This window comes from Actinocorallia longicatena (assembly GCF_039534125.1).
GTDB lineage: Bacteria > Actinomycetota > Actinomycetes > Streptosporangiales > Streptosporangiaceae > Actinocorallia > Actinocorallia longicatena.
Window position 1 is genome coordinate 47,359 of the sequence record NZ_BAAAUV010000018.1, and the last position, 13,960, is coordinate 61,318.

At 73.6% G+C, this 13,960-nt stretch carries 13 protein-coding genes; 6 read left to right on the forward strand and 7 right to left on the reverse strand.

Annotation, left to right across the window (positions count from 1 at the left end; genetic code table 11):
* The first annotated feature begins 69 nt into the window (after positions 1-69).
* A complete protein-coding gene (locus ABD785_RS28680) occupies positions 70-846 on the forward strand; it encodes an SDR family oxidoreductase (RefSeq protein WP_344834440.1) in 777 nt (258 codons plus the stop codon).
* Positions 847-907: 61 nt separating this feature from the next.
* Here ABD785_RS28680 and ABD785_RS28685 read toward each other — a convergent pair whose 3' ends face one another.
* The 3 genes from ABD785_RS28685 to ABD785_RS28695 form a co-directional block, all read right to left on the reverse strand.
* The gene (locus ABD785_RS28685; protein ID WP_344834443.1) at positions 908-1,702 is read right to left on the reverse strand and encodes an alpha/beta hydrolase; all 795 of its coding nucleotides are present in this window, start codon (positions 1,700-1,702) and stop codon (positions 908-910) included.
* Between the two features lie 143 nt (positions 1,703-1,845).
* Entirely contained in the window at positions 1,846-3,180 is a 1,335-nt protein-coding gene (locus ABD785_RS28690; RefSeq protein WP_344834448.1) for a lipase family protein, read from the reverse strand.
* Positions 3,181-3,311: 131 nt separating this feature from the next.
* Positions 3,312-4,205: a DUF4437 domain-containing protein gene (locus ABD785_RS28695; RefSeq protein WP_344834449.1), complete on the reverse strand. Its 894-nt coding sequence runs from the start codon at positions 4,203-4,205 to the stop codon at positions 3,312-3,314.
* A 78-nt stretch (positions 4,206-4,283) separates the two neighbouring features.
* Here ABD785_RS28695 and ABD785_RS28700 point away from each other — a divergent pair, with 78 nt between their 5' ends.
* From ABD785_RS28700 to ABD785_RS28715, 4 genes are all read left to right on the forward strand, one after another.
* Entirely contained in the window at positions 4,284-4,844 is a 561-nt protein-coding gene (locus tag ABD785_RS28700; RefSeq protein ID WP_344834452.1) for a TetR family transcriptional regulator, read from the forward strand.
* Positions 4,841-5,584, forward strand: coding sequence for a maleate cis-trans isomerase family protein (locus ABD785_RS28705; RefSeq protein WP_344834455.1), 744 nt, complete (start codon positions 4,841-4,843; stop codon positions 5,582-5,584). Before ABD785_RS28700 ends, ABD785_RS28705 begins: the two co-directional genes overlap by 4 nt.
* A gap of 99 nt (positions 5,585-5,683) precedes the next feature.
* Positions 5,684-6,244 (forward strand): dihydrofolate reductase family protein, encoded by a 561-nt coding sequence (locus ABD785_RS28710; RefSeq protein ID WP_344834458.1) that lies wholly within the window; start codon positions 5,684-5,686, stop codon positions 6,242-6,244.
* A gap of 63 nt (positions 6,245-6,307) precedes the next feature.
* Positions 6,308-6,559, forward strand: coding sequence for a hypothetical protein (locus ABD785_RS28715; RefSeq protein WP_344834460.1), 252 nt, complete (start codon positions 6,308-6,310; stop codon positions 6,557-6,559).
* 34 nt (positions 6,560-6,593) lie between these two features.
* Here ABD785_RS28715 and ABD785_RS28720 read toward each other — a convergent pair whose 3' ends face one another.
* Together ABD785_RS28720 and ABD785_RS28725 are read right to left on the reverse strand one after the other, a co-directional pair.
* Positions 6,594-7,520, reverse strand: a complete 927-nt coding sequence (locus ABD785_RS28720) for a GNAT family N-acetyltransferase (protein WP_344834463.1) — start codon at positions 7,518-7,520, stop codon at positions 6,594-6,596.
* Positions 7,517-9,295, reverse strand: coding sequence for an ATP-binding protein (locus ABD785_RS28725; RefSeq protein ID WP_344834466.1), 1,779 nt, complete (start codon positions 9,293-9,295; stop codon positions 7,517-7,519). Before ABD785_RS28725 ends, ABD785_RS28720 begins: the two co-directional genes overlap by 4 nt.
* Before the next feature lie 162 nt (positions 9,296-9,457).
* Between ABD785_RS28725 and ABD785_RS28730 the strand changes: the two genes are divergently transcribed.
* Positions 9,458-9,865, forward strand: a complete 408-nt coding sequence (locus ABD785_RS28730; RefSeq protein ID WP_344834468.1) for a hypothetical protein — start codon at positions 9,458-9,460, stop codon at positions 9,863-9,865.
* A gap of 52 nt (positions 9,866-9,917) precedes the next feature.
* On the opposite strand, the gene ABD785_RS28735 is transcribed toward ABD785_RS28730, so the two are convergent.
* Both ABD785_RS28735 and ABD785_RS28740 read right to left on the reverse strand, forming a co-directional pair.
* The gene (locus ABD785_RS28735; protein WP_344834470.1) at positions 9,918-10,529 is read right to left on the reverse strand and encodes a hypothetical protein; all 612 of its coding nucleotides are present in this window, start codon (positions 10,527-10,529) and stop codon (positions 9,918-9,920) included.
* Positions 10,526-13,957: an ATP-binding protein gene (locus ABD785_RS28740; RefSeq protein WP_344834472.1), complete on the reverse strand. Its 3,432-nt coding sequence runs from the start codon at positions 13,955-13,957 to the stop codon at positions 10,526-10,528. The genes ABD785_RS28735 and ABD785_RS28740 overlap by 4 nt, the downstream gene beginning before the upstream one ends.
* Positions 13,958-13,960 lie beyond the last annotated feature (3 nt).

The following is a 13,960-nucleotide window of genomic DNA, read 5'->3' on the forward strand; positions in this document are numbered from 1 at the left end:
CGGGCTGTGCCGCCGACCTAACGTCGGTTCGGCGGCGCCCGTCCGGGGACGCCGGTGAGGAGGACGGACATGGACCAGGAACTCCAGGGCAGGACCGCGGTGGTGACCGGGGCCAGCAGGGGCATCGGGCTGGCCGTCGTGGCGGCGCTGACCGGCGCGGGCGCGACGGTCGTGGCGGGCTCCCGCTCGACCTCGCCCGAGCTCGACGCCCTGACCGGGACGGGACGCGTGACCTGGGTGCGGGGGGACCTCACCGAGGCCGGGGCCGCCGACCACCTGGTCGACGGGTTGGACCGGGTCGACATCCTGGTGAACAACGTGGGCGCGGCGCCCGTCAGGCTCGGCGGGTTCGCCTCGATCGGCGACGCGGACTGGTCGCGGTCGTTCGAGCTGAACGTGCTCACGGCGGTCCGGGCGACGCGGGCGGTCTTCCCGCTGATGCTCGCGGCGGGACGCGGCTCTGTGGTGACGGTCGGCTCCATCAACGCCCGGCTGCCCGACCCCGTGGTACTCGACTACAGCGTCGGCAAGGCGGCCCTGGTCGCCTTCTCCAAGGGGCTGTCGAAGGAGCTCGGGCCGCACGGGGTGCGGGTCAACACCGTCAGCCCCGGCCCGGTGGAGACCGATCTGTGGCTCGGCGGAGGAGGCGTCGCGGAGACGCTGTCTGCGGGGTCGGGCCTGGAGCCCGCGGACGTCGTCGCGCAGGCCCGGGCCGAGGCGGCGACCGGCCGCTTCTCCACCCCGGAGGAGGTCGCCGACGCCGTCCTGTTCCTCGTGAGCGACCGCGCTGCGAACATCACCGGCTCCGATCTGGTCCTCGACGGCGGATACCTGCCCACCTGGTGACGGCGGGGACGCCCCGGGAACGACGAAGGTCCCGCCCGATCGGGCGGGACCTTCGCCCGGTTCAGAAGCCCTGTTCGGTCAGCCACGCCAGGCAGCGTTCGGCGACGTCGCGCCAGCCGCCGTCGATCGTCAGGGAGTGGCCGCGGTCGGGGAACTCGAGCAGCTCGGTGACGGCCGACGAGTGCCGGTACTGCTTGGCGGTCGCCTTGACCACGGCCTCGGGAACCGTGTGGTCGCGCCCGCCCGCGATGAGCAGAAGCGGCCCGCGCTTGTCGTTGCCGGTGGCGACCTCGGCGGGCGAGTGCGGGGACAGGTTGGCGGCCGCGGCCTCGAACAGCGGACGGCCGGGCGCGGGGATCGTCCACCGCTCGAACAGGGCGTCGGACTCCTCGGCGCTGACGGCGTTGCCGAAGCCGTACCGGAACTGCTCGGCGGTGAGCGACAGGGCCCGGTGCCGGTTGGCGGGGTTGCGCAGGACGGGGAACGCCGAGCGCAGCGCCGAGAGGGGGAGCGGGAGCACCCCCTTGATCTGGGCGGCGTCGATCGCGATGGCCGCGGCGGCCTTGTCCTCGCCCAGCAGCCGCTCGGCGATCATCCCCCCGAAGGAGTGCCCGATGAGGACGGGCCGCTCGGGAAGCCCGGCGATGATCGCGGAGTAGTGGTCGACCACGGCGTCGATGCCGTGGTCGGCGATGCCGTCAGGGTCGAGCCTGGCGAGCTCGACGGTCGGTGCGACACCGGGCCAGCCGGGCGCGACGGGCTCGTAGCCGCGCTGGGCGAACAGGTCGGTCCACGGGGTCCACGAGTCGGGGTGCAGCCAGAGCCCGTGGATGAAGACGACGGGTCGTCGGGTCATGAGAGTCATCCTTCGCCGGAGAGGGTCGATTCCTCCAGCATCCGGATCCGTCCCCGTCCCGGCTTGAGCCGAACGACTGCACCGGTGACCGTATCCGCCCCCGTGAAGGGGGCGGACGTGCGGTCGTCCGGCGCGCGAGGCCGTCAGGGCTGGGCGGGCATGGTCCAGCAGTTGGAGATGACGCCCTTTCCGGAGAGGCGGTCGGTGAGCCAGGTGATGGCGTCGCCCTGGTCGGTGAGGAGCGGGGCGACGTGGTTGAGGAGGGTGCCGTCGCCGAGGTCGGGAAGCTTGACCGGCACGTAGGTCACGTTGGCGAGGCGCAGGCACCAGTCGATGGCGAGCTGGCGGGCCTGGGCGTGCGGCACGATGTCGTCCTCGACGCCGGTGGCCAGCCGGACGGGCGTGGTGGGCCGGAGCTTGCCGATGCGCTGCTTGTCCAGGACGGCCTTCGCCTTCGGGTCGGCCGCGATGATGTCCGACAGCGGCTTGCCGTTGCTCGTCCAGTCCTTGCTCGAGGCGAAGGCGTAGTTGAAGACCGCGTCGCCGACGCACATCGTGGACAGGTCCGTCAGCGCGGCCTTGCCCTTGGCGTTGGTGTTGGCGTCGATGACGTCGCGCAGGTCGGGGTCGGACTGGGCGAAGCCGTTGATCGACCAGCCCAGCGCCCCGGCCAGCGCGCTGCCGTCGATGCCCTTGGTGACGGCCGCCAGATCGGCGGGCGGGGCACCGGAGTAGGCCCCGGCCAGGCTCACGTCCGGCGCGTAGGACGGCTGGAGCTCGGCGGCCGCGGCACTGGCGCCGCCCCCCTGGCTGTAGCCGTACAGGGCGACCTTGGAAGCGGAGGTCAGCGAGGTGCCGGGCAGGGTCCGCGCGGCCCGGACGGCGTCCAGCAGCGCGTGCGCCCCGTCGAGGCGGTTCACATAGGTGTGCAGCCGGTCGGTGGCGCCGAGCCCGACGTAGTCGGTGACGACCACCGCGGCCCCCGCCGACAGGATCCGGTAGATCGCCAGATCCTCGTACCCGACCGACACGGTGTCCCCGGTCAGGGTCGCCGGATACTGCAGGGCGAACGACGGCGAGCACTGGTCGCCCTGCCCCATGGTCCCCGAGGCCACCGCGACCAGCGGTCGCGCCCCGCCGCCCTTCCACTGCGCGGACGGCTCGATGTAGGCACCGGTCACCGCCACGGGCAGCCCGTTGGAGTCCGTGGACTTGTACATCAGCCGGGTGGCCGTTCCGGGCAGCGGCTTCCCGTCCAGCCCCGGCAGGCTCAGCCCGAGCGGCAGCGCCTCGCTCCGCACCAGCGTCCCGTTGGCCGTCGGCAGCGTCGCGGGCGGGTTGTAGAACACGGGAATGGTCACGCCCCGCGACACCACCGGCTCCGAGGCGGGCGCGGCGGCGGCGACGGCTCCGGACACCAGGCAGGTCGAGACGGCGGCGGCCAGCACCAGCCGCTTACGGAAGGGGGAGAATCTCATCTTCACTCCAGGGGAGGGGTCTGCCCCACACAGTGCCTCCCGCCCCACCCCCGACATATGCACATGACGCGCGTCTCACCCCCTGCGGCTATTCCGCCGTGACAACCGGATTTCCGCGCCCGGGCCGGGGATCACTGATGAGCGGGGTCCGCCCATCGGCCGACGCTGCGGGAGCGGACGGGTTCGATGTGGCGGGGGGACGCGCTGTGGGGGTGGCCGGGGCCCCAGTTCAGGGGGGTGCCGGTCATGGTGACGCGGGCGTCGTCGGTGTACCAGTCGACGAGGTCGGCGTCGGAGCGGACGATCCAGGTGCAGCCGAGGTCGGCGTCGGCGGTGAAGTCGCCGTGCCGGATGAGGGCGGGCCGCCAGAAGTAGGTGCCGGGCCACATCCTGCCGAAGTTGTAGTCGAAGGCGCCCTCCAGGCAGTAGGCCTCCTCGCTGCACGGGTGGTGGGCGAGGGGCTCCTCGCGCCAGCCGGGCTTGGCCTTGATCAGGCGGGTGTAGAAGCCGGTCTCGGCGTCGCGGTGCAGGAGCTTGATGTACAGGCCGGGGACGGGGGTGCCGCCGAGGTCGAAGCGCATGGGGCTGCCGTCCCTGACGTCGATCCACGGCATGGCGGAGGTGTCCAGGACGGTGAGCCGCTGGTCCTCGCGGACACCGGGAAGATCCTGTGAGGCGGGGGTGAAGCCCCAGTCGCCGTATTCGCGGAACAGCAGGATCTCGGTGCCCTCCGCGGCGGTCAGCGGCGGGGTCAGCACCCCCTTGGGCGCGCTCCAGTAGCCGCCGGGACCGAGCTCGGTGCCGCCGACGGTGACCTCGCCCTCCAGGACGAACCACTCGGTGTCGGCGAGGTGGACCCCCGCGGGACGGGACCAGGCCGAGGTGAAACGGATCTTGAGGGACGCCGATCCGTCCTCCTCGTCGTAGCTGAGGTTGCGCTGCTCGGCGGTCCCGGCTCCCTGCGGGAGCTCGGCGGGATGCCGGATCAGGTCGCGTTCGTCGACGATCTCGACATGGGGTCGCATGGGGTCTCCTCGGCCTCGAATTAACGGTACGGAATGTACTGGTTATTAATTTCCGGTACAAGATGTACTGTTAACTTCGTGAACCGACCCGGACGCCCCGCGGGGCCCGCCGACGACACCGCGGCCGTCGTCCTGACCGCGGCCCTGGAACTCCTGCTGACCGAGGGCGCCGCGGCCCTGACCCCCCAGCGCCTGCACACGGTGACGGGCGTCTCCCGCACCACGGTCTACCGGCACTGGCCCAGCCCGTACGCGTTCGTGTCCGCTCTGGTCGACGTCGCTCCGGTCCGTCCGGGCGAGCCGGCGGGCGACCCCGCGAACGACCTGCACGCCGAGATCGACCTGCTCTGCGACCGGCTGCGCGACCGTCCCGTGGGCGGTTTCCTGCACGCCCTGGTCGCCGCGGTGGCCGTGGACCCGGCCGTGGCCGAGCTCCGCCGCCGCTACGTCGCCGACCTGCTGCACCCGTTCCGGACGATCCTGCGCGCGGCGGGGGCGTCCGAGCCCGAGGCGGCCGACGGGGCCGCCGTGATCGCGTCACCGCTGCTGGTCGAGGCCCTGCTCCTGGACACGGACGCGGACCGGGGCCGTGCCCACCGCTCCGCCGACCTGATCCTCACCGGGCTGGTGCCGGCATGACCGACGCCGTGGGCCCCCGCGCCGTGTTCGGCGTCATCGTTCCCAGCACCAACACCGTCGTCGAGCACGACTACTGGACGGCCCGCGTCCCCGGCGTCGCCTACCGGGCCGGCTCGATGCACATCCCCGACCCCGTGATGGGCGACGATCGGGCCTTCCAGGCGCTCCTCGGCCAGATCAGGGCCTCGATCGACGTCGCCGTCCGGGACGTGCTCACCGCCGAACCCGACCGGCTCGTGATGGGCATGTCGGCGGAGACGTTCTGGGGAGGCGTCGAGGGCAACGCGGCCTTCGAGGACCGCCTGCGCCGGCGCACCGGCCTGCCCGTGACGACCGGGGCGAGCGCGTGCCGGGCGGCGCTGCGGGAGCTCGGCGTCCGGCGGATCGCGGTCTTCTCGCCCTACCAGCCCGTCGCGGACGTCGAGGTCGGTCGTTTCTTCACCGAGGCGGGCTTCACCGTGACCGCGATCACCGGCCTGCGCTGCCCGACCGCGACGGACATCGCCCGCGTCCCGGACGAGGCCCTCCGCGAGGTCGTCGCCCGGATCGACTCCCCGGACGCCGAGGCGATCGTCCAGGTCGGCACCAACCTGTCCTTCGTCGCCCTCGCCGCCGCCCTGGAGGCCGAGCTCGGCAAACCGGTGATCCCCATCAACACCGCCACCCTCTGGCACGCCCTGCGCTCCCACGGCATCCACGACGCCCTCCCCGGCGGCGGCCGCCTCCTCCGCGACCACTGATCCGGCCCGCGCGTCTTCTGAAGAATCTTCGCCGGCGGTGTAGAGGACGGGGGAACGGCTCCGACCTCGGAGCGAAGGCAACCACAGGGAGAGATTCAGATGCGCAAGCTCATTTACTTCGTGAACAGCTCGGTCGACGGCTACATCGACGCGGCGGACGGCGTCTTCGACTGGACCGAGGTCGGCCCGGAGATGTCGGCCTACTCCAAGATGCTCAACGACCGCTGCGACAGCATCCTCTACGGCCGCCGCGTCTGGGAGATGATGTCGAGCTTCTGGCCGAACGCCGAATCGATCAGCGACCACCCGCACGACCTGGAGTACGCCCCCGTCTGGCGGGAGATGCCGAAGATCGTCTTCTCCCGCACCCTGGAGAAGGCCGACTGGAACACCACGGTGATCGGCGGCGACCTCCCCGAGAAGGTCACGGCCCTGAAGAACGAACCCGGCCGCGATCTTCTCCTCATGGGCGGCTCCGAACTCGCCGGCGCCCTCACCGCCTGCGGCCTCATCGACGAGTACCACATCGCCTACCACCGCATCTCCCTGGGCGGCGGCAAGAAGCTCTTCCTCGACCACCGCGTCGAACTCGATCTGACCTCTACCCGGCTCTGCGACGGCACCGTCGTCATCACCACCTACACCCGCCGCCGGCCCTGACCGCCGCCGGTGGGCGTCAGGTGCCGGAACGGGTCTGTCGCCGCGGGCCTGATGTGCGGCGCCATGGGGAGCCTGGTGGGTGCGGCCCTGGCGCCGCGGATCGCCCGCCGGTTCGGGACGGCCCGCGGCCGGCGGCTGACGCTGCTCGCGGCGCTGCCGTTCGCGCTGGTGATGCCGCTGGCCGGTGCCGGCTGGATGCCGGGCTGCCGGCCGGGGGCGGTCTGCTGGTGTCCCTGGGCGCGACGGTCGGCCTGCGGCCGACGCTCTGGGTGGTGGCCGCGGCCCATGCCGTCGCGCCCCTGGTTCTGCTCCTGAGCCCAGGCGCGAGCGCGACCTTGCCGGTCCGCGATCAGACGGGCCTGCGGTAGACGGCGATGCGGTGACCGATCGCGAAACCCGCGTTCGCGTAGAGACTCGACGCTCCGGCCGGACCGGCGGCGTCGGTCTCCAGGGCGGCCTCGGCGTATCCGGACCGGCCGGCCGCCGGCAGGAAGGCGGCGAGCAGGGCCCTGCCCACGCCGCGCCGCCGCCAGGCCGGGACGGTGCCGAGTTCGCCGAGGTAGACCGTCCGGGGGGCGTCGGAGTAGGGCAGGAGATGGCCGACGACCTCGTCGCCGGCGAGGGCCAGCCGGGCGAGGCCGGGGAGGAAGGTCCCGGCGCGGACGGTCATCGCGGCCCAGGCTTCGAAGGAGCGTGGCTGGTGGCCCCAGGAGTCGTGGAAGGCCGCCAGATGGGCGGCGTGGACGGCGCGTTCCCGGTCCGGGGCGTAGGGGACGACGCGCAGGTCCTCGACGGGTCGCGGTACCGCCGGGGACGCCGTGGGGGCGGTCATCTCGAAGAAGAACCGTTCGACGGTGAAGCCCAGGCGCTCGTACAGCCGCCTCGCGGAGGCGTCGTCGGCTCCCGCGTCGACCTCGGCCGTCCAGGGGAGGTTCGGGGCGATTTCGGCGTGGCGGGCGGCGGCCCGGCCGAGTTGCCAGGTGAGCAGCTCGCGGCCGAGGCCCGCGCCACGCAGGCCGGGACGCACTCCACCGGTCAGCCGGGCGCGGAATCCGCCCGCCGGCGGAAGACGGACCAGGGCGACGGCGAGCAGCCGTCCCCCCGCGTCGGTGATCAGCCGGGTGTCGGCGCCGGGGTCGGCGATCTCGGCGCGCACGACGTTCCCGATGGCCTCGGCGGGCAGTTCGAGACCCGCGCCACCGGCCCGGGCGACGGTGTTGAGCAGGCCGGCGACGGCCGCCGCGTCTTCGGGACGGTAGGGACGGTCAAGGGTCATCTCGGGGCTCCATCGGGTGAGTGGTCTCGGGCGTAGCGGCGGACGAGGTCGGGCAGTTCGTAGCGGGGGCCGCCGGGGCCGGGGACGACCCGCAGGAGGGAGGCGTCGACCAGCCGGGACAGGGTGTCCAGCGGTGGCGCCTCCCGCAGGGTGAACGTTCCGGTGCGGGCGCTGAGGCGGCGCAGGGCATCCCGCTCGGGCGGGGCGAGCAGGGCGAAGCTCCGGGCGAGGGTGGCGCGCATCGTCCTGTGCTCGGGACGCGTCCCGAGCGGGCCGTCGCACAGGAGGGAGAGCGGGTCCTCCAGCCGTCGCGCGATCTCGGGCAGGGAGAGCACCCGGGTGCGGGCCGCGGCCAGTTCGAGCGCGAGGGGCAGGCCGTGGCAGCGGGCGCAGATCGTCGCGACGGCGCGCGCGTCGTCGGCTGGGAGCTCTTCGAGGGGGCCGAGCCCGGCGCTCTCGGCGAACAGGCGAGGGGCGTCATGGGAGGCCAGGTCGGTCCCGGACCGGGCGCGGGAGGGGAAGGCGAGCGGCGCGACGCTCCGCACGGTCTCGCCCGTGACACGGAGCGGCAGGCGGCCGGTGGCCAGGATCCGCAGGTGCGGGCAGCGGCTCAGGAGCGTCTGGACGATCGGGGCGCAGGCGGCGGCGAGATGCTCGAAGTTGTCGATGACGATCAGGGCGGGGTCATAGGCGAGATGGCGCGCGATCCGGTCCACGAGGGGGACGTCTCCGTACGGGCGGACGCCGAGGGCTTCCCCGATGGCGGGCGCGATCTCTCCGGCGTCGTCGAGCGGGGCCAGATCGGCGAGGACGGTCTCGGAGTGGCAGGGCGCGCAGGCGCGGGCCGTCGCGATCGCCATGCGCGACTTTCCCACCCCGCCGGGACCGGTGAGCGTGACCAGCCGGGAGCGGCGCAGGGCCTCCCGCGTCGCGGCGATGTCGTCCGCGCGGCCGACCAGCGCCGTCACCTGCCGGGGCAGGGTCAGCGGGCCGGCGGCCGGGGCGGCGGGCGGCAGCCGCAGCAGGACGCCGGGGTCCGCGACGCCCCGCAGGACGCCCGCCTCCACCCGCCGCAGCCCCTCTCCCGGGTCGAGGCCGAGTTCGTCGTCCAGCAGGCGGCGGACCCGGTGGTAGGCGGCCAGGGCGTCGGCCGTCCTGCCGCCGAGCTGCAGCGCGGCGATCAGAAGCTCCCACAGCCGTTCCCGCAGCGGATGCGCGGCGACGAGGCGTTCGATCGCGGCGACGTCGCGGCCCGCCGATCCGGTGGCCATATGGGCGGTGAACAGCCCCTCGTGGGCCTGGAGCCGCAGGTCGTCGAGGTAGTCCAGCTCCGCGAGGGCCCAGCCGAAAACCCGGCAGCCCGAGATCGCCTCGCCGCGCCAGAGCGCCAGCGCCCGGCGATGGGCCCGCGCCGCCTCGGGGAAGCGGCCTCGCGCCGACAGGCGCTCGGCGTCGGCGGCGAGATCCTCGAAGGCGGTCCGGTCGACGCGGACGTCCGGCCGCAGCAGATAGCCCGGATCGCGCCGCTCGATCATCCGGACGCCGTCTCCCGGGGAGAGCGCGGACACCAGCTTCGCGACATGGCTGTGCAGGGTGCGCGGCGCCGACGGCGGGGCGTCCCCGCCCCAGAGCCCCGCCGCCAGGTCATCGGCGGTGATCATGGTGCCGGTCCTGAGAGCGAGGAGCGCCAGCAGGCTCCGGCGGCGGGGCGGCAGGGGCAGGGGACCGTGGGGGTCCCGGACCTCGAGCGGGCCGAGCAGATCGATCGTCCACATGGCGGCATCGTCGCGGGCGCCGCTGAAACCTCCCTGAGCCGCGGCTGAAGCCCCTCCCACCAGGGCGGCAACCGGACGGCAACGGGGCCGCCGAACCGGGCCGGAGCGGGCCGGCGTCACACCGGCCGTACAGATGAACACCGAACAGTGAGGAACACGCTCATGAAGACCATCTCGATCCTGGCCAAGGGGACGGCCGCCCTCGTCGCGGCGACCGCGCTCACCGCGGCGACCGCCGGTTCGGCCCACGCGGCCGCCGGCTGCAGGCTCTACGTCGAACCCCACCAGATCAACCAGACCAACGTGCTGGTCGAGAACTCCTGCCAGCCCCGGTCCGCCACCGACACCCTGTACCGGACCACCTACTACGGCGCGGACTGGCCGGACGCCGACGACCTGCTGTTCAGCAGGTACTACTCGCCGCTGCCGCTCGACAGTTTCTCCAAGTACTTCCGGGTCTTCAACGAGGACACCAGCTCCGGCGACGAGATCTACTCGCTCAGCCTCTTCGTCACCGCGACCGGAAGCACCTACACCCTCAAGTCCAACGAGGTCGACGGGGCCTGGTGACCCCGCCGGGAGCGGCGCCGATCGCGGATCGGCGCCGCTCCCGGTTCACAGTTCACCGCTGGAGGTGGCCGTGGGCGTGGGCCCAGGTGAGGAGGCGGGTGGTCTTGCGGCGGGAGCGGTGGCCTCGGCGGGTGGGGAGGCCGGGCAGGAAGGCGGCCGGGGGGATGCCGGGGTGGACGAGGGCGCAGGCCAGAGCGTCGTGGGCGTGATAGGGGCGGGAGGGGGCGTAGGCGGAGAGGGCCGCGGCCAGGACGGCGGCGGCGGGATGGAGGGCGTGCCGGGAGAGGAGGAGGCGGGCCAGTTTGGTGACGCGGCTGGGGAACAGCCCATGGGCGACCGGTGTACCGGGCAGGCCCTGGGAGAGGTCGTGGACGGGGCCGAGGAGGGCGGGGGGAAGGGGCGGGAACGGGGTGGTGGGAGGAAAGGCGTCGCGGAGATAGGCGGCGGTGCGGAGCACGTCGGAGGCCGCGGTCGATTCCAGGACGGAGAGCAGGACGGGCGCGGCGGCGGTCTGGGCGAGGAGGTGCTGGGTGGGGGTCAGCGTCAGCGGGTGCGGTTCGGCGAGCTCGAAGACGGCGTGGTCGCAGAGCCGGGGGTCGAGGGCGCTCAGCCGGGACTCGGCTTCGGAGCGGGAGGCCAGAAGGACGAGGCGGCGGCCGTTCACCGAGGCCGGACCGTTCGTTTGCGGTGGACGGAGGAGAGGGAGGCGCGGACGGAGCTGAGGGTGAGGTGGAGGGTCTCGGCGATCTCGCGGTCGGTGGCGCCGGCGGAGGCGAGGGCGCTGATCTCGGTCTCGGCGGGGGTGAGGGCGGTGACGACCGGGGGGACGAACGCCGAGCCCGCGGTGGTGCGCAGGGTCCGGGCCACGGAGTCCCTCAGCGGGACGGCGCCGCAGAGGGTGGCGAGCTCGAGTGCCCGGTAGAGCGCGTGGTTGGCGTCCTCGGTGCGGTTCGCGCGGTGGAGGGCCTCGCCGAGGGCGGCGAGGGAGCGGGCCAGTTCCAGCTTCGCCGGGGTCGAATGCAGCAGGTGTACCGACTCCTCCAGCAGCTCCACCTCCTCGCCCGGACGAAGGGAGGCGACGGTCCGCAGGGCGGTGCCGATCGCGCGCGGAGCGCCCCACTCCTCGGCGGCGCGCAGCAGATCGCTCGCCGTGGCGTCCGCCTCTCCGGGACGTCCGAGCAGGAGCAGGCACCGGACCAGCGGGACGTGCCAGCCGCCGAGGACCGGGTTGGTGATCGGCCGGGTCAGGCAGTCGTCGCGGGCGGCGAGCACGCTCTCGTAGGCGCGTTGGACGTCGCCGTTGGCGAGGTGCACCGCCGCCGCGTCGCCCTCGTACATGACCGAGGTGAGGCCGGGCGGACGGGTGAAGCCGGCCAGGACGGACGTCGCCTCCTCGACCCGTCCGAGGGCGACGAGGGTTCTGAGCCGGACGCCGAGGAGGTAGCTGTGGCCGAGGCTCAGCCCGCTGAGCGCGGTGGCCTCCAGGGACCGGTGCACGTCGGCGAGCGCGTCGGTGAGGTAGCCCTGGTCGTACAGTGCCACGGCGCGGTAGTAGCTGAGCGGCGCGATGCCGCGCAGGGACCCGGCCCGGCGGTAGTGGGCGAGCGCGGTGTCGATGGAGGCGAGGGCGCGCGGGGAGTCGCAGGGGGCCAGCGCGTACCAGGCCATGCTCGCGCCCTGCTCGCCGACCGGATCGCTGATCGCCCGATGGAGGTTGTGGTCACCGAGGACCTCGAGCGCGTACCGTTCGGCGGTCTCGCGCCGGTTGCGGTGCGCCTCGTGGGCGGCCATGCAGCCGAGGAACCCCAGCCCGCCGGCCGACGGGTCGGCGGTGAGCGTCCGGTAGCCCTCGGCGAGCTCCATGAGGTCGGAGGCGTGCCTGGCGTTGTAGGCCATCAGGATGATCAACGCCTGGAGCGATTGGCGTGCTCCGGGCGAGGCCCCGGTTTCGCGGTCGAGAGCCGTCCGGCAGATCTGCGCGGCGTCGCGGGGACGGCAGCCGAACCACAGGGCGGTGGCCAGCACGTGGGTGAGGCGGACGCGTTCCTCCGCGCCGGAGGAGAGCGCGAGCGCCTCGGTGAGGCTGTCGATCGCGGCGTTGTTGTCGACGTGGACCTCGGCCATCCCCAGCCGGGTGACCGCCGCCGCCCGGTGCTCGCCGAGATCCTCCTCCAGCACGCGGCGCAGGAACGTGACCGCGGCGTCGACCGAGCCGCGCGCCAGGCTGAGATCGGCGGCGGCGTCCAGGACGGGCACGGGATCTCCGATGCCCGGGGGCACGTGCAGCAGGTGGGTGGCGGCCAGGGTGACGTCGTTCCCGGCGGACGCCGCCGCGCGCAGGTGGAGCTTGGTGCGCAGGCCCGCGGGCAGCGCGTCGTAGACGGCCCGGCGGATCAGCGGGTGGGCGAAGGAGAAGCGTGCGGGAACGCCTGAGGAGACCACGAGGCCGGCGTTGATCGCGGGCGTGAGGGCGTCGAGGACCTCGGCGGGGTCCATCCCGGCGGCTCCGCCGAGCCGGTCGCCGCCCGTCCGCTCGCCGGAGACCGCGAGGCGATGCACTATCTCGACCGACGCGGCGGGCAGGTGGCGCAGTTGGCCGGCGACGAAGCGGGCGAGGGTCGGCCGGACGATCTCGCCGGGTTCGATCGGTCCGGTTCCCGCGCCGGCCAGGCTGCGGGCCAGCTCGCGCAGCAGGAACGGGTTGCCGCCGCACAGTTCGTGGCACTGCTCGACCAGGTCCCTCGGGACGGTCTGGGCGAGCAGGTCCGCGGAGCCGTCCAGGGACAGCGGTTCGAGCCGGCGGCTCGTGGCGTGGGGGAGGCCCGCAATGACCGCGACATATCCGGTCAGATGCTCGGGAACCGGGCGGGTCCCGATCGCAAGGACGACGGGCAGGGTGTCGAGGCGGGCGGCGAGGTAGGCGAGGAAGCGGACGGACGCCGGGTCGGCCCAGTGCAGGTCGTCGACGACCAGCAGGACGGGACCGTGCGAGGCCAGGTCGCTCACCCGCCAGTAGAGCGCGTTGATGATCGCGTACTCGCCGGCGTCGTCCGGGCGCGGCCCGCCCGCCTGCGGCTGGTGGCGGAACAGCTGGTCGGCGCAGCCCCAGGGGTAATCGGTCTCCAGCTCCGTGCCGCGCGCCGTCACGACCGTGAAGCCGCGGGACGGCGCGAGGGCGCCCGCGTGACCCAGCACGCTGGTCTTGCCGAGTCCGGCGTGGCCCTCGAAGACGAGGACGGAACCCGTCCGGGACTGCACGGCCCGGTCGAGGGCGGCGTCGATGACACCGGTCTCCGCACCGCGCTCGACCAGCGGCGGGACGGCCGGGGCCGCGGCGGTGACGGGGATATGGCGGGTCAGGTCGAGGCCGGGGTCCTGGCGCAGGACCGCGCCCTCCAGGTCGCGCAGCGGCGGGCTCAGGTCGATGCCGAGCTCGTCGCGCAGGCGGGTGCGGAGCCGGGAGACCAGGGCGAGCGCGTCGGCCTGGCGTCCGCTGCGGTACAGGGCGATCACCAGCTGGGCCTGGAGGTCCTCATCGAACGGGTGGAGCTCGGCCAGCTCCTCGAGCTCCGGCACGAGGTCGGCGTGCAGCCCCAGCTCCAGGCGGCACCGCACCGCGGTCTGCCGGGCCTCGCGGCGGATCCGGTCGAGCCGGTCGGCCTCCTGTGCGAACCACGGCAGGCCGACGACGTCGGTGAGGGGGTCCCCGCGCCACAACGCGAGCGCCCGGTCGACGCGGGCGAGGCGCTCGGCGGGCCCGGTCTCTGCCCGCGACTCCTCGATCAGCCGCTCCGCCTGGAGGAGGTCGGTGGCCGCGTTGGTCAGGGCGTAACCGGGAGCGCGCGCGGTGATCACGTCCGGGACGGCCAGGATCCGGCGCAGATAGGACACGTTGCTCTGCAGCGTGTTCTGCGCCGTCGCCGGGAAACGGTCACCCCACACGGCGTCGATGAGCTGGTCGACGCTCACGACCTCGCCCGGTCTCAGCGCGAGGCGCGCCAGCACCGCCTTGCGCCGCAGCCCCGGCGTCGGACGGACCACCCCGCCGACGGTGACGTCGACCGTGCCGAGCAGGCGCACGACGACGCTCATGGG

What these genes read in the sequence shown, in the direction of transcription:
- ABD785_RS28740 (WP_344834472.1), bottom strand. Translation starts at nt 13,957, where the DNA reads ATGAGCGTCGTCGTGCGCCTGCTCGGCACGGTCGACGTCACCGTCGGC.
- ABD785_RS28710 (WP_344834458.1), top strand. Translation starts at nt 5,684, where the DNA reads ATGCGCAAGCTCATTTACTTCGTGAACAGCTCGGTCGACGGCTACATC.
- ABD785_RS28690 (WP_344834448.1), bottom strand. Translation starts at nt 3,180, where the DNA reads ATGAGATTCTCCCCCTTCCGTAAGCGGCTGGTGCTGGCCGCCGCCGTC.
- ABD785_RS28715 (WP_344834460.1), top strand. Translation starts at nt 6,308, where the DNA reads ATGGGGAGCCTGGTGGGTGCGGCCCTGGCGCCGCGGATCGCCCGCCGG.
- ABD785_RS28720 (WP_344834463.1), bottom strand. Translation starts at nt 7,520, where the DNA reads ATGACCCTTGACCGTCCCTACCGTCCCGAAGACGCGGCGGCCGTCGCC.
- ABD785_RS28695 (WP_344834449.1), bottom strand. Translation starts at nt 4,205, where the DNA reads ATGCGACCCCATGTCGAGATCGTCGACGAACGCGACCTGATCCGGCAT.
- ABD785_RS28680 (WP_344834440.1), top strand. Translation starts at nt 70, where the DNA reads ATGGACCAGGAACTCCAGGGCAGGACCGCGGTGGTGACCGGGGCCAGC.
- ABD785_RS28705 (WP_344834455.1), top strand. Translation starts at nt 4,841, where the DNA reads ATGACCGACGCCGTGGGCCCCCGCGCCGTGTTCGGCGTCATCGTTCCC.
- ABD785_RS28730 (WP_344834468.1), top strand. Translation starts at nt 9,458, where the DNA reads ATGAAGACCATCTCGATCCTGGCCAAGGGGACGGCCGCCCTCGTCGCG.
- ABD785_RS28685 (WP_344834443.1), bottom strand. Translation starts at nt 1,702, where the DNA reads ATGACCCGACGACCCGTCGTCTTCATCCACGGGCTCTGGCTGCACCCC.
- ABD785_RS28725 (WP_344834466.1), bottom strand. Translation starts at nt 9,295, where the DNA reads ATGTGGACGATCGATCTGCTCGGCCCGCTCGAGGTCCGGGACCCCCAC.